The organism is Microbacterium sp. KHB019 (assembly GCF_037285405.1).
Lineage (GTDB): Bacteria > Actinomycetota > Actinomycetes > Actinomycetales > Microbacteriaceae > Microbacterium.
On sequence record NZ_JBBDHF010000003.1, the window covers coordinates 130,961 to 142,865 of the forward strand.

The 11,905-nt window shown below is 66.6% G+C and carries 16 protein-coding genes; 8 read left to right on the plus strand and 8 right to left on the minus strand.

Annotated features, from left to right (window positions below; translation table 11 throughout):
* Window positions 1–18: 18 nt before the first annotated feature.
* On the plus strand, window positions 19–339 hold the full coding sequence (locus tag KHB019_RS11845; RefSeq protein ID WP_337459045.1) for a metal-sensitive transcriptional regulator: 321 nt from the start codon (window positions 19–21) through the stop codon (window positions 337–339).
* Window positions 340–680: 341 nt separating this feature from the next.
* On the opposite strand, the gene KHB019_RS11850 is transcribed toward KHB019_RS11845, so the two are convergent.
* The 4 genes from KHB019_RS11850 to KHB019_RS11865 form a co-directional block, all read right to left on the minus strand.
* Window positions 681–1,091 (minus strand): (2Fe-2S) ferredoxin domain-containing protein, encoded by a 411-nt coding sequence (locus KHB019_RS11850; protein ID WP_337459046.1) that lies wholly within the window; start codon window positions 1,089–1,091, stop codon window positions 681–683.
* A gap of 7 nt (window positions 1,092–1,098) precedes the next feature.
* Entirely contained in the window at window positions 1,099–2,352 is a 1,254-nt protein-coding gene (locus KHB019_RS11855) for an MFS transporter (protein WP_337459047.1), read from the minus strand.
* On the minus strand, window positions 2,352–2,723 hold the full coding sequence (locus KHB019_RS11860; protein WP_337459048.1) for an ArsR/SmtB family transcription factor: 372 nt from the start codon (window positions 2,721–2,723) through the stop codon (window positions 2,352–2,354). Before KHB019_RS11860 ends, KHB019_RS11855 begins: the two co-directional genes overlap by 1 nt.
* Window positions 2,724–3,009: 286 nt before the next feature.
* Window positions 3,010–3,399 carry a heavy metal-responsive transcriptional regulator gene (locus KHB019_RS11865; protein ID WP_040347802.1) on the minus strand — a complete coding sequence of 130 codons (390 nt, stop codon included), beginning with the start codon at window positions 3,397–3,399 and terminating at the stop codon, window positions 3,010–3,012.
* Between the two features lie 105 nt (window positions 3,400–3,504).
* Between KHB019_RS11865 and merA the strand changes: the two genes are divergently transcribed.
* The 6 genes from merA to KHB019_RS11895 all read left to right on the plus strand — a co-directional run bounded on the left by merA (window position 3,505) and on the right by KHB019_RS11895 (window position 8,482).
* Entirely contained in the window at window positions 3,505–4,929 is a 1,425-nt protein-coding gene (merA, locus tag KHB019_RS11870) for a mercury(II) reductase (RefSeq protein WP_005882720.1), read from the plus strand.
* Window positions 4,930–4,974: 45 nt separating this feature from the next.
* Window positions 4,975–5,637 (plus strand): organomercurial lyase MerB, encoded by a 663-nt coding sequence (merB, locus tag KHB019_RS11875; protein WP_337459049.1) that lies wholly within the window; start codon window positions 4,975–4,977, stop codon window positions 5,635–5,637.
* Window positions 5,638–5,666: 29 nt separating this feature from the next.
* Window positions 5,667–5,966: a hypothetical protein gene (locus KHB019_RS11880; RefSeq protein WP_005882715.1), complete on the plus strand. Its 300-nt coding sequence runs from the start codon at window positions 5,667–5,669 to the stop codon at window positions 5,964–5,966.
* Window positions 5,963–6,487: a TlpA family protein disulfide reductase gene (locus KHB019_RS11885; RefSeq protein WP_005882713.1), complete on the plus strand. Its 525-nt coding sequence runs from the start codon at window positions 5,963–5,965 to the stop codon at window positions 6,485–6,487. The genes KHB019_RS11880 and KHB019_RS11885 overlap by 4 nt, the downstream gene beginning before the upstream one ends.
* Before the next feature lie 3 nt (window positions 6,488–6,490).
* Window positions 6,491–7,411 carry a cytochrome c biogenesis CcdA family protein gene (locus KHB019_RS11890; RefSeq protein WP_337459050.1) on the plus strand — a complete coding sequence of 307 codons (921 nt, stop codon included), beginning with the start codon at window positions 6,491–6,493 and terminating at the stop codon, window positions 7,409–7,411.
* Window positions 7,412–7,480: 69 nt separating this feature from the next.
* Window positions 7,481–8,482, plus strand: a complete 1,002-nt coding sequence (locus KHB019_RS11895; protein WP_175338888.1) for an IS481 family transposase — start codon at window positions 7,481–7,483, stop codon at window positions 8,480–8,482.
* Here the strand turns inward: KHB019_RS11895 and KHB019_RS11900 are convergent.
* Both KHB019_RS11900 and KHB019_RS11905 read right to left on the minus strand, forming a co-directional pair.
* Window positions 8,479–8,985: a GNAT family N-acetyltransferase gene (locus KHB019_RS11900; protein WP_337459051.1), complete on the minus strand. Its 507-nt coding sequence runs from the start codon at window positions 8,983–8,985 to the stop codon at window positions 8,479–8,481. The genes KHB019_RS11895 and KHB019_RS11900 overlap by 4 nt on opposite strands.
* On the minus strand, window positions 8,982–9,329 hold the full coding sequence (locus KHB019_RS11905) for an ArsR/SmtB family transcription factor (protein WP_337459052.1): 348 nt from the start codon (window positions 9,327–9,329) through the stop codon (window positions 8,982–8,984). The genes KHB019_RS11900 and KHB019_RS11905 overlap by 4 nt, the downstream gene beginning before the upstream one ends.
* Window positions 9,330–9,421: 92 nt before the next feature.
* Between KHB019_RS11905 and KHB019_RS11910 the strand changes: the two genes are divergently transcribed.
* Complete coding sequence (locus KHB019_RS11910) at window positions 9,422–10,741, plus strand: FAD-dependent oxidoreductase (RefSeq protein WP_337459053.1); 1,320 nt, start codon at window positions 9,422–9,424, stop codon at window positions 10,739–10,741.
* Window positions 10,742–10,796: 55 nt separating this feature from the next.
* Here KHB019_RS11910 and KHB019_RS11915 read toward each other — a convergent pair whose 3' ends face one another.
* Both KHB019_RS11915 and KHB019_RS11920 read right to left on the minus strand, forming a co-directional pair.
* On the minus strand, window positions 10,797–11,195 hold the full coding sequence (locus KHB019_RS11915) for an arsenate-mycothiol transferase ArsC (RefSeq protein WP_337459054.1): 399 nt from the start codon (window positions 11,193–11,195) through the stop codon (window positions 10,797–10,799).
* 20 nt (window positions 11,196–11,215) lie between these two features.
* Window positions 11,216–11,890, minus strand: a complete 675-nt coding sequence (locus KHB019_RS11920; protein WP_337459055.1) for an arsenate reductase/protein-tyrosine-phosphatase family protein — start codon at window positions 11,888–11,890, stop codon at window positions 11,216–11,218.
* Between the last annotated feature and the right edge of the window lie 15 nt (window positions 11,891–11,905).

An 11,905-nucleotide genomic window follows, 5' to 3' on the forward strand; every position in this document is an offset into this window, starting at 1 on the left:
CCCCCCCCGGAGATCCAGATGACTGATACCGCCGACCCCGCAACCTCCGGCGACCACGGTGAGCATGGGTACATCACTGACAAAGCCCGCTATCTTGCCCGTCTCAAGCGCATCGAAGGACAATCACGCGGTATCCACCGCATGGTCGAGGACGAGAAGTACTGCATCGACATCCTCACTCAGATCTCCGCGCTGACCAGCGCCTTGCAAAGCGTTGCTGTCGGACTCCTCGAAGAGCACCTGCGCCACTGCGTGGCAGATGCAGCGCGGGCCGGCGGGGACATCGCCGAAGAGAAAGTGCGTAAAGCGTCTCAGGCGATCGCCCGCCTCGTGCGCTGAGCCGTTTCAGATCTGGCGATGCGCAGACCGCACGACAACACGATTCGTTCGGCTGTTCTAATTGGTGTGGCTAAGCCTGCAACGGCCTAATCTCGCGCGCGCCTGTACTCGAAGACACCGTCCCTGCCCTGAGCTTTGAATAGGTCATAGAGCACGCCGTCGTGATCGATGATGGGCTTAGGTTCCCCGTCAGGCTGGAGCGGGCAGAGGACAGATTCGCCACCTTCAGTCGCCGCCTCATCGTCGTGCAGAACCGCGATATACGTTTCAATCGACATACCGCCACGCTACCCGCGGCACGTCGTACTCGTCTGCGCTCTTGGTCGTGGCGCGCCTGCGTCTCAGTCGACCTCTTCGTCCAGTTCCCGACGATTCTGACGAGTCGGGTGGAAGGTATGGATGTCGACGAGCGCGGGAAGACCGGTGAGATCGGCGGGGCCGGCCATCGTCTGGAGAATCTCGGCGGTGACCTCGGCGTCGTTTGCTTCACCGACCCATACCGGTGACGCGCCGGCGCTTCTGCCGTCCGCATCGGGGATGATGACGACGACGTTGGAATGCTCGCAAGCATCGAGACACCTGCTGACGGTGACCGCTACCTTCGTACCGGCAACATTTCTGATCTCGCGCAGCTGTGCAGCGTGGTCGGTGCCGGGGTGCTTACGCCGGCTGCCGCAGTCGCCGCCCCGGCACACCACAACGATCATCTGATCCTTGGGCGTCGCCTGCGTTCGGCGCTTCTTCTTTGCCATCGAACACCTATGAGCTATTTGGGCCGAGCACGTCGGCACGACGTTCGGAGCGTTGCAGGTTCTTCGTCCTGGAGAAAACGAGCGCGGCGGCTGCGGCCACGATGGCGATCAGGGCCAGGGCGAGTGCCGCGCTGGAAAGGCTGGCAGCGCCGAGCCAGCCGGCGATCGGGTAGGTGATGAGGAAGCAGGCGTGGGAGAGGGCGAACTGAGCCGTGTAGACGAGGTTCCGATTCGCGGGCGTAGAGGCATCGGCGAGAAGCCGCGATGAGGGTGTGTTCACCAGGGATGTTCCCATGCCCAGCAGCACCCAGGTGCCCAGCAGTGCGATCCAGCCTGACCCGGTCTTCGCAGAGCCCGCTGTGACGATGACTGCCGCAAGGAGGCCGACGACGATGAGGATCGTTCCGATGATCATCGTGCGGATCACACCGATCCGCGCGACCACCCAGGGGATGTTCACCGCGACCACGAGCGAGCCGATGCCGTAACAGGCCAACGCAAGCGCGAGAGCGGCGTCGTCAAGATGGAAGACCCCGCGGGCGTACACCACCGAGTTCACGAGCACGATCGCGGTGCCGGCCGCGACGACAATGTTGGTCAACATCAGAAAGCGGAGCGTTGGCGTTCGGGCGAATACTTTCGCTCCCATCGGGAGTCGTTGCCAGAACGATGTCCCGGGCTCGTCATCGGTTCGGGCCGGCAGCCGGGAGAGCAGCACGAGGGTCGCCGAGCACGCGAATCCGATGGCAGTGCCGACGAACAGGTTGTTGTAACTGACCAGTGTCAGCAGCGCCGCAGCGATCGTCGGGCTCACCAGCGCCTCGAGGTCATACGCGAGGCGCGACAGCGATAGAGCACGCGTGTAGTCGTTCGGTTCGGGCAGAACAGCGGGAATCAGGGATTGAAACGCCGGGGTGAAAGTCGCCGACGCGGACTGCAGCACGAAGACCAGCACGTAGATCTGCCACGCTTCCGTGACAAACGGCAACATCAGGGCGATCACCAGCCGCACCACGTCGGCCGTCACGAGCACCGCCTTCTTCGGCAACCGGTCAACCACTGCTGCGATCAGGGGTGCGACGCCGACGTAGGCGACCATTTTGATCGTCAGCGCCGTGCCGAGCACCGACCCCGCGGCATCCCCCGCGATATCGAACGCGAGCAGCCCCAGGGCAACCGTGAGAAGTCCGGTGCCCAACAGGGCGATCACCTGCGCGGAGAACAGCTTCGCATAGGTGGTGTTGCGCAGAACGCGCAACATCAGCGCAGGTCCTCCGGTGAGGGGTGCTCGCCCCGGTGGTGCGGAGGGTCGTTGCTCAGCGAGTGCTGTGCTTGGAAGATCGCGTCCGCGACCAGCTGCCGGGCGTGCTCGTTCGCGAGTCGGTAAAACACCTTCGTGCCCTCCTGCCGCGCCAGCACAATCCGCGCCAGGCGGAGCTTCGCGAGATGCTGCGAGACGGCAGCCGGGGACTTGTCGACGATATCGGCGAGGTGGTTCACCGAAAGCTCCTCATCCCGCAGCGCGAGAATGATCCTCACCCGCGTCGCGTCCGCGAGCATCGAGAACACCTCGGCAGCCAGCTCGACGTAACTGCTCTCCACCGACAGTGAACATTTAGGATCTGCATGCATACGCAGATTATTGCATATTGACTTGAAGCGAGCTAGGGACATCTCGTTCCACGATGGATGGAGAAGTTCGCTTCTCGGGGGCTATCGAGGGTGCAACCTGCCGAAAACGATCGTTTGCGGCGTTGCGAGCGGACGACGTTGTGCAGAGCTGCCGTTAACGCGTCCCGAAACGACGTTTCGGTGGAGAGTTCCGGCGCTTTGCTAGCTGTTGCTGGCCATAACGTTGTGGTCACGTAGGAAGGTCGCGGCAGGAGGCTCCGCCTCTGCGCGCGTCATCTCGGATTGGCTACAGGTACCTGCAGACCTCGTCGGCGTTGCAGGTCTCGGGTTCGGGTTCTGCGGCTGCGTCGCGGAGGGCGGCAACGTTGTCGCGGAGGGAGACGAGATCCGAGATCTGGCGCTCAATGTCCTTCAGACGAACGTCTAGGAGGTCCCGGACGTGGCCGCAGGGAATCTCGCCTCCATCGCGGATGTCGAGGATCTGTTTGATCTGCGCGAGGGTAAGTCCGGCAGCCTGGCCGCGGTGGATGAAGTCGATCCGAGTCGCTGCTTCCGGATCGTAGTCGCGGTATCCCGACGCGGTGCGCTCGGCCGCGGGAAGCAGGCCCTGCTCCTCGTAGAACCGCAGGGTCTTGGCGGTGGTGCCGGCCGCCTCGGCGAGTTCGCCGATCCTCATCTGGGTCTCCGATGTGTCACAGGTCGCACTTGACCTTCCCCCGTACTGGAAGGTCCATTGTGGCTGCATCAAGAGCAATTCTCAAGACTCAGGGGAGGAATCGGGATGCAGTCCAGGTACGACCTTGCGATCATCGGATCGGGTGGCGCCGCGTTCGCCGCCGCCATCCGCGCGACCACGCTCGGCAAGTCGGTGGTGATGATCGAGCGCGGCACTTTCGGCGGCACGTGCGTGAACACCGGCTGCGTGCCGTCGAAGGCGCTCATCGCCGCCGCTGAGGCCCGCCAGACCGCTGCCGAGGCGGGCAACCGTTTCCCGGGGATCGCCACCACAGCGGACGACGTGGACATGCCCGCGCTGATCAGCAGCAAGCAGGACCTCGTCGAGGAACTTCGGGGTGAGAAGTACGTCGACGTCGCCGACGCCTACGGCTGGCAGATCCGCCACGGCGACGCTGCGTTCGCCGGCACGCCAGAAGCGCCCGTTCTTGAGGTCACCGCGACTGACGGTGCGGTCGAGACGATCGACGCTGATCACTACCTGGTCGCCACCGGCGCCAGCGCATGGGCCCCACCGATCGACGGTCTTGAGGAGGCCGGCTACCTGACCTCGACCACGGCGATGGAGTTGACCAAGGTTCCCGACTCGCTGCTGGTGCTCGGCGGCGGCTACGTCGCCTTGGAGCAGGCCCAACTGTTCGCCCGGCTCGGGTCGAAGGTCACCCTGCTGGTTCGTTCCCGGCTGGCGTCGAAGGAGGAGCCGGAGGTATCCAAGGCGCTGCAGGAGGTCTTCGCCGACGAGGGCATCCGCGTGGTCCGCCGTGCGGTCCCGACCCACGTTGCCCGTGACGACGTCAGGGGCCAGGTTGTTGTCACCGCTGACATCTCCGGCGGCGAGCAGGAATTCCACGCCGAACAGGTCCTCGTCGCCCTCGGCCGCCGACCGGTCACCGATGGGCTGAACCTCGATGCGGTGGAGGTGAAGACCGGCGACACGGGCGAGATCGTGGTCACCGACCAACTGCAGTCCTCCAACCCCCGGATCTGGGCAGCCGGCGACGTGACCGGGCACCCCGAGTTCGTCTACGTCGCCGCCCACCACGGCAACATGGTCGCTGAGAACACGTTCGCTGGCGCTGAGCGGTCGGTGGACCACAGCCGGCTGCCGCGGGTGACCTTCACCAGTCCGGCGATCGGCGCGGTCGGGATGACCGAGGCCCAGGTGCTCGCTGCCGGGATCCGCTGCGACTGCCGCGTCCTGCCGCTGGACTACGTGCCCCGGGCGCTGGTCAACCGCGACACCCGCGGCTTCATCAAGATCGTCGCCAACGCTGAGACCGGCGAGATCCTCGGCCTCACCGCCGTCGCCAAAGACGCCGGCGAGCTCGCCGCCGCCGGTGTCCACATCCTCGGCAAGACCGTCACCGAGGTCGCCGACGCATGGGCGCCCTACCTGACCATGACCGAAGGCATCCGGATCGCCGCCAAGGCCTTCACCACCGACATCTCCAAGCTGTCCTGCTGCGCGTGACCCGCAGCCGACAGCCTCCACCCGACTCATGAAGAAGGTACCGCCATGTCGGAGCTCACGACGCAACTGCCCGAACGACTCAACAACACCGAAGAGACCGGCCTTGACGCCGTCCTATTGATCCCGCTGCTGCGGCTGATCGTCGAGGGCGGCCCGGTCACCGTCGAGCAGTTCGCCGCGGCCGCCGGCCGTCCGGTCGACGACGTACGCACGGGTCTGGCCGCGGTGCCGGACACCGAGTACGACGACCAGGGCCGCATCATCGGCCAGGGCCTCACCCTGCGCCCCACCCCTCACCGGTTCACCGTGGCCGGTGAGGAGCTCTACACCTGGTGCGCCCTGGACACCCTGATCTTTCCGACCCTGCTCGAGCGCGCGGCGAGCGTGGAGTCGGTCTCCCCGACCAGCGGCGAGCCGATCCGGGTCACCATCGACCCCGTCGCCGGCGTCACCAGCGTCGAACCCGCCACCGCGGTGGTGTCGCTGGTCAACCCCGACCAGATCACCTCGATCCGGTCCTCCTTCTGCAACCAGGTCCACTACTTCACCTCCGATGAGGACGCCGCGGGCTGGCTGGCCGAGCACCCCCGCGCCGAGGTCGTGCCCGTGGCCGTTGCCTATCGGATCGGTACCGACCTCACGACCGGCTTCCTCAAACAGTTCCAGGCCAACGCGGCAGTGGCCGACGACGGCCACTGCCGCTGCTGACCAAGAACACCGAAGGGAACTCCACTCCGATGAAGTCCAACCACGACGACCAACCGGGAGGCAGCGGCCTGCTCCTCGGAGCCGGGGCCGCGCTGCTCATGGTCGCCTGCTGCGCCCTACTTCCCTTGCTCCTCGCCGGTGGTCTGCTGGCCAGTGTCGGCGGGTTCCTCGGCAACCCCTGGGTGATCGGCACCGGCATCGCCGTCCTGGTGCTCGCGGTCCTCGCGACCACGCGGCGCCGCAGCGGCGGCAACAACGCCAGGCATGGCTGTTGCCCGCCTGTGAACTCCACCCACCCCAGCGACACGAAGGACGACCAGAACCGATGACGCTTACCCGCACCCGCCGCGCGACCCTCTCGGTCGCCGGCCTCCTGCTTGCAGGCTCCCTGGCTCTGACCGCCTGCGGAAACACCGACGCCACACCAGCCGCAGATGCGGGCACGCCAGCGGCGGTTACTAGCATCGACGGCCAGATGGTCAGCCTGCCCGCCAGCGGGAAGCCGACCGCGGTGTTCTTCTTCTCCGTCGGCTGCGGCGAATGCGTTGAAGGCGTCCGCTCCCTCGGCGAGGCCGCCACCGCTGCCGAGAAGTCGGGTGCTGGGGCGAGCTTCCTCGCCGTCGACATGGACCCCGGCGAGTCCAAGGAGACCATCGAGGGATTCATGGAGTACGTCGACGCCGAACACGTCCCGGCCGCCATAGACGAGGGTGCCGCCTTGTCCCAGCGATTCGACGTTGCCGCCCTGTCCACCCTCATCGTCATCGACGGCGACGGCAAGGTGACCTTCCGTGCCACCGAGCCCGACGCGAAGACGATCACCGCCGAACTCGTCAAGGCCGGAGCCTGATCCATGGGCGGATTGCTCAGCCTCGCCTTCGCCGCCGGCATGGTGGCGCCGGTCAACCCATGCGGGTTCGCGCTGCTGCCGGCCTGGATCAGCCAGACCCTCGGCGACGCTGACGCCTCGCCCGTCCCGGTGCGGCTGCTGAGGGCCCTGCGGTCCGGAATCGCACTGGCGATCGGGTTCGCCGGCACCCTCGCAGCTGCGGGCCTGCTGGTGAGCGCCGGGGCTCGGGGCCTGATCCAGGCAGCGCCCAAACTCGGTCTCGCCGTAGGCGTCCTACTGGTGCTCCTCGGCCTGTGGATGCTGGCCGGCCGTTCGATCTCCGTGCGGTTGCCCCGGATCACCGGCCGAGCAACCGAAGGCCTCCCGCCAACCGCCCGGATGCTGGTCTTCGGGATCGGCTACGCCCTCGCCTCCCTGTCGTGCACCTTCGGAGTGATCCTTGCTGTCATCGCCCAGGCACAGGCCACCGCCAGCTACGCGGGGCTGCTGCTGGTCTTCGGTGTCTACGCCGCCGGCTTAGCCAGCATCCTGCTGCTGCTCGCACTCGCGACCACCGCCGCGGGTACCGGCCTAACCCGCCACGTCGCACGCCTCGGGAGTTATGGCCCCCGGATCACCGGCGCCGTCTTGCTGCTCACCGGCGTCTACCTCGCGTGGTACTGGTGGCCCGCCGCCACCGCCGACAACAACCTCGTCGCGACCGGCCGTGCCGGCGGTGTCGCCAGGCTCTCAACGACCCTGTCCGGCTGGGTTCAGGCTCACACGGCGCCGATCGCGGCGCTCGCGGTCATCTCCCTCCTCGTAGTACTCGCCCTTGGCGCCGCCCATAGGCGGCGTCGAGCCAGTTCCGAATCGCCGGAGGCCTGCTGCGACACCACGAACGTCGGGCTCGGCGTGTCAGGCGGCGACCACGAGGGTCAGTAGCCGACGGCTGAATGGGGGGCTTGGTCCGGGACTCAGCGACTCGACTGGAACATTCTTCGAAGGACGTGCATGACTCACCGCAACTCGCCACTGTCAGTCGAGGGACGTCGGCGGCTGGTCGAGCGTTGCAAGACCCGGCCGATCGCTCACGTGGCAGCTGAGATGGGAATCTCCCGCGCTACCGCGTCAAAGTGGGTCCATCGCCATCGTGAGTTCGGTGAGGTCGGTCTGCTCGACCGCTCATCGACGCCTAAGCAATCCCCGACAGCCACCCCCAACGTCGTTGTTCGCGAAGTCGAACGCATGCGGCGCGAGCACAAGTGGTCAGCGGCTCGGATCACGTTCGAGCTCGAACAGGTCGGCATTCAGATCAGTCGGCGCACGGTGAGTCGCATCCTCACCGACCTGCAGCTCAACCGGCGCCGCTTCATCGACCCGACCGGGGAAAGTAACCGCGAAGCGAGGAAGATTGTCGCTCGGTGCCCCGGCCACATGGTTCACCTGGACGTCAAGAAGGTCGGCCGAATCCCCGATGGCGGCGGATGGCGGGCTCATGGCAAGGACAGCCCGGAAGCTCGCGCCGTCGCGCGGACGAAAACCCGCGGCACGCGAGCCGGCTACGTCTACCTCCACTCAGCGATTGACGGCTACTCACGCCTCGCGTACACCGAGGCTTTGCCGAACGAGCAGGCCGCGACGGCCGTTGCGTTCCTCGCGCGAGCGCGGGCATGGTTCGCGGCTCATGGCATCACGCACATCGAACGGATCGTGACCGACAACGGATCCTGTTACCGCGCCTCAGCGTTCGCCGATGCACTGGCCGGGTCGCGGCACCAACGGATCACGCCCTACACGCCCCGCCACAACGGAAAGATCGAGCGGTACAACCGGATCCTTGCCGAAGAGTTCCTCTATGCACGGACATGGACCTCAGAAGACGAACGCGCCAACGCCCTCGAGCGCTGGAACCTGCACTACAACTACCACCGCCCGCACGGTGCCGCGGACGGTCAGCCGCCGGCCACGCTCGTGCCAATTCGCGTCAACAACGTCCTGGCCTCATACAGCTAGCTGGATCGACGTCGTTCGACGAGGATGGTGTCGCGCCACTGCCCCGTCCAGGGGCCGTAGGTCATGAGGGCGATGCGTTCCCGGTGGCCCACGCGCCGGAAACCGGCTCGTTCGTGGAGGGCAAGACTGGCGGGGTTATCCGGAAAGATGCTCGATTGCACCGTCCATACCCCGGCGCCGTCTGCAGCTCGGAGGAACGAGTCGAGGAGTGCGGCACCCACGCCGTGCCCCTGGGCCTGGTTCGCGACATATACCGAGTGCTCGACCACGCCCCGGTAGACCTTGCGAGACGATACGGGTGAGGCAGCCACCCATCCGATGACCGCCCCGGCAGCGTTTTCAGCTACTAACCGTCCGAGGGCGAGTTTCCTCGCGTCGAAGACCTGCCAGGTTGGCGGATCCGTCTCAAAGGTCGCGTTGCCGGTGTCGATGCCTTCGCGGTAGATGGACTCTACAGGCGTCCAGTCGGCGGCGGTCATCGATCGGATGAGAATGTCGCTCATGGGCGCAGCGTGCGGGAGGCCTGTTCGAGTGCGTCGGTCACGACGCGGTAGTAGGCCCAGCGACCGCGTTGCTCGCGAGTGGCAAGACCCGCGTCGACGAGCAGTTTCATGTGGTGGGAGACGGTCGGCTGGGACAGGCCGACGGGCGCGGTGAGATCGCAGATGCAGGCTTCTCCGTCGCCGGACGCGGCGATCAACGAGAGAAGTCGCACACGGGTGGGGTCGCTCAGAGCCTTGAAAGTGTGAGCGATTCGCTCAGCCTCGTCCGTAGTCAACACCCCGCCGGTGACCGGCGAGCAGCACACTGCAGCGTCCGTTGAGAGGAGGGGAAGTGTTGTGGGCATGCAACTATTCTGGCACGTCACATTGACATTCGTCGATACATCGACGATTCTCTATGCATCGAGGTTTGTCGATGCATAGAGGAGTGACTGTGATGGATAGTGCGTTGCCTGTCGTCGTGATCGGTGCCGGCCCGCAAGGGCTCGCAGCCGCAGCCCACTTGGTCGAACGGGAGATGCCGGTCATGGTGCTGGAGGCTGGAGCTGGCCCAGCCTCGGCAGTTGCCGAGTGGGGGCATGTGCGCCTGTTCTCGGAGTGGCCGGAGCTGATCGACGCGGCCGGGGCGCGGATTCTCGAGCCCACCGGATGGGCAGCGCCGACGACTGGGTATCCGACCGGTGCGCAGTGGATCAGTGGCTATCTCGCGCCGCTTGCTGCCGAACTCGGTGATCGTGTTCGATACGACGCTCGGGTTGTCGGGGTGTCCCGTCTGGGCCGTGACCGTCTCGTTGACGCCGGCCGGGGTGATCAGCCGTTCACCGTGCACGTGCAGCCGAGCGAGGGAGAGGAGTACCGGTTGCAGGCGCGCGCGGTGATCGACGCCTCCGGCACGTGGGCCTCACCCAACCCCGCGGGCGCAGATGGTCTACCCGCGCTGGGCGAGCGGGCCGCCGCCGGGGTGCTGTCGTATCGCATCCCCGACTTCCGGGACCGGGAGGGGTTCGAGGGGAAGCACACGGTCGTGATCGGGTCCGGGCATTCGGCCGTGACGGCGGTCCTCGCGCTGGCTCGCATGACGCGCCGTGACCCGAACACGTCGGTGACGTGGGCGCTGCGCCGCGCCACCGCGGGAAACACGTTCGGTGGCGGTGAAGCCGACGAACTGCCGGCACGGGGCGCGCTGGGGATCAAGGCGAAGGAGTTCGTCGACGCTGGCCTGGTGTCCCTCGTGACCGGGTTCCGTGTCGAGCGCGTCACAACGGACGGGGACCGGCCGGTCCTGGTCGCAGAAGACGGCCGCACGCTCACCGCCGATCGCGTCGTCGTGCTCACCGGGTTCCGTCCCGACCTGTCATTCCTGTCAGAGTTGCGATTGGAGCTGGACCCCACGTTGCAGGCCCCGGTGCGGATCGCCGCGGAGGTCGACCCGAACGTGCACTCCTGTGGTTCGGTTGCGGCGACCGGGGCTACCGACCTCGCGCAGCCGGAACCTGACTTCTACCTCGTTGGTGCGAAGTCCTACGGGCGGGCACCGACCTTCCTCGCCCTCACCGGGTACGAGCAGGTGCGCAGCGTCGTCGCGGAGCTCGCGGGTGACCATGAGTCCGCCCGCCGAGTAGAGCTGGTGCTGCCCGACACGGGCGTGTGCGGCGGCGCCGGCCTGTTCGACGCTTCCGGGGCATCGCTCGACGGTGCCTGCTGTGCCCCGCCGGCTCAGGCGCTCCAGATCGGACGCGCTGCGGCTACCGTCTGACCAGACATACGAGAAGGGGCGGGTCGCATCAGCGATCCGCCCCCCGTCTCGTTGCTCAGCGTGCCAGGAGCGTGGTCTGGATCTTGTCAGAGACGGCGTCGCGCAGCGGTCGCACGGCCTCGGCGTCCCAGGCCTCGGGGTTGGGGAAGGACCACTCCAGGACCTCGCCGCGGGGTGTGGAAGGCAGATCGAGGCCGGGCTTCATCAAAACCACGATGTCCGCCTGATCCAGGTCTTCCGCGGTGACCGCGCGGGGCACGCGGTCGGTGATGTTCATGCCCAGCTCAGCGACCGTTGCGGCCACGGCGGGGTTCACTTCGCCTGCGGGCGACAGTCCCGCCGACGTCGCGGTGAACCGGTCGCCGGCCAAGTGCTCCAGGAGTGCGGCGCCGAGCTGGGAGCGGCCGGCGTTGTGCTGGCAGATGAACAGGACGGTCGGAGTGGTGTCAGTCACGGGTTCTCTTTCTGGGTGGGTCAGGCGGCGGCGATCCGGGGCGCGAGTTCCGTGATCCGGCGCTCCAGCTCGTCGTAAGCAGTGTCGAAGGCGTCATCGGTGCCGACGCGCACCGGGTCGGGGATCGACCAGTGCAGCTGTCCGGTCACACCGAGTTCTTCGTGCGCGTTGTCGCACACGGTGACCACGAAATCTGAACCGGTCAACACCGTCTCCAACGCCCGAGGCGATTCGTCGGGAAGGTTGAGCGCGTGACGGTCCGCCGCGGCGATCGCGCCGGGGTCGATCCGCTCTGCGGGGTGGGTGCCGCCGGACGCGGCGAGGATGCTGCTGCGGGTCGACCACAGCGCCGCGGCCAATTGAGATCTGGCCGAGTTCGCCGTGCACACGAACACCACCCGGCTCGCCCGCTCGACGCGGCCGGGAGTGAGGCCCTGGAGTGCGGTGTCGGTCAGGTGGGCGTAGCTGCGTCGCTTGTCCGCTTCGGACCGGGACCGAGCCACCATGCCCGCCGCCTCCAGCACGTTCAGGTGGTGAGCAACGAGATTTCCTGGCATACCCAGCACCGTCCGAATCTCCGACGGCGACAGGTCACCCAGCGTCAGGAGGTCCACGATCCGCAGGCGCGACGGATCGCTCAACGCCGCGTGCCGGGCAGCGCGGGCTTCCACCGTGTCGATTCGTTCAGTGTTCATTGATTCAATGTTGAC

Excerpts from the sequence above, each read along its gene's own strand:
- KHB019_RS11845 (WP_337459045.1), top strand. The coding sequence starts at position 19 with ATGACTGATACCGCCGACCCCGCAACCTCCGGCGACCACGGTGAGCAT.
- KHB019_RS11850 (WP_337459046.1), bottom strand. The coding sequence starts at position 1,091 with ATGGCAAAGAAGAAGCGCCGAACGCAGGCGACGCCCAAGGATCAGATG.
- KHB019_RS11855 (WP_337459047.1), bottom strand. The coding sequence starts at position 2,352 with ATGTTGCGCGTTCTGCGCAACACCACCTATGCGAAGCTGTTCTCCGCG.
- KHB019_RS11860 (WP_337459048.1), bottom strand. The coding sequence starts at position 2,723 with ATGCATGCAGATCCTAAATGTTCACTGTCGGTGGAGAGCAGTTACGTC.
- KHB019_RS11865 (WP_040347802.1), bottom strand. The coding sequence starts at position 3,399 with ATGAGGATCGGCGAACTCGCCGAGGCGGCCGGCACCACCGCCAAGACC.
- merA (WP_005882720.1), top strand. The coding sequence starts at position 3,505 with ATGCAGTCCAGGTACGACCTTGCGATCATCGGATCGGGTGGCGCCGCG.
- merB (WP_337459049.1), top strand. The coding sequence starts at position 4,975 with ATGTCGGAGCTCACGACGCAACTGCCCGAACGACTCAACAACACCGAA.
- KHB019_RS11880 (WP_005882715.1), top strand. The coding sequence starts at position 5,667 with ATGAAGTCCAACCACGACGACCAACCGGGAGGCAGCGGCCTGCTCCTC.
- KHB019_RS11885 (WP_005882713.1), top strand. The coding sequence starts at position 5,963 with ATGACGCTTACCCGCACCCGCCGCGCGACCCTCTCGGTCGCCGGCCTC.
- KHB019_RS11890 (WP_337459050.1), top strand. The coding sequence starts at position 6,491 with ATGGGCGGATTGCTCAGCCTCGCCTTCGCCGCCGGCATGGTGGCGCCG.
- KHB019_RS11895 (WP_175338888.1), top strand. The coding sequence starts at position 7,481 with ATGACTCACCGCAACTCGCCACTGTCAGTCGAGGGACGTCGGCGGCTG.
- KHB019_RS11900 (WP_337459051.1), bottom strand. The coding sequence starts at position 8,985 with ATGAGCGACATTCTCATCCGATCGATGACCGCCGCCGACTGGACGCCT.
- KHB019_RS11905 (WP_337459052.1), bottom strand. The coding sequence starts at position 9,329 with ATGCCCACAACACTTCCCCTCCTCTCAACGGACGCTGCAGTGTGCTGC.
- KHB019_RS11910 (WP_337459053.1), top strand. The coding sequence starts at position 9,422 with ATGGATAGTGCGTTGCCTGTCGTCGTGATCGGTGCCGGCCCGCAAGGG.
- KHB019_RS11920 (WP_337459055.1), bottom strand. The coding sequence starts at position 11,890 with ATGAACACTGAACGAATCGACACGGTGGAAGCCCGCGCTGCCCGGCAC.